The sequence below is a fragment of the Anaerotignum faecicola genome (assembly GCA_024460105.1).
GTDB lineage: Bacteria > Bacillota > Clostridia > Lachnospirales > Anaerotignaceae > JANFXS01.
Genome location: JANFXS010000477.1, coordinates 1 through 405 on the forward strand (window position 1 = coordinate 1; position 405 = coordinate 405).

The 405-nt window shown below is 47.2% G+C and carries 1 protein-coding gene; it reads right to left on the minus strand.

Annotated elements, in window-relative coordinates; genetic code table 11:
- A partial coding sequence (locus NE664_14965; protein ID MCQ4727936.1) for a hypothetical protein occupies nt 1–329 on the minus strand: 329 nt, incomplete at its 3' end.
- Between the last annotated feature and the right edge of the window lie 76 nt (nt 330–405).

Genomic DNA, 405 nt, shown 5'->3' on the forward strand with positions numbered 1-405 from the left:
TCTTTCAGCCGCATCTCTGCCCTGGCATACTTCGCAGCAATCCGCTCATACGCCTTTTTGGCATCCTCCAGCGTACGCTGTGCCTCAATCACATCATTGCCGCCATTGTTTGATGAAATATCCAATTTAAGATTAAGGATACGGATTTCTTCTTCCAGTTTCTTAATCCGTTCTTCTACGGCGGGGACATCAAATTCTATCAACGCCTCGCCTTTTTCTACTGATTTTCCCTTCCCGGCATATACGGAAACGGCCTTAAGGCCATCCGGAAGACTAATCCCTTTCTCCGCTGACGCATGGATAATCCCCTCCAATTCAACCCTGTTCATCAGCGTTTTGCCTGCCATAGAAGCTACCGAAACATGGGCGGTAGTAAAGGAATACGATACACGGGAAATAATTGTG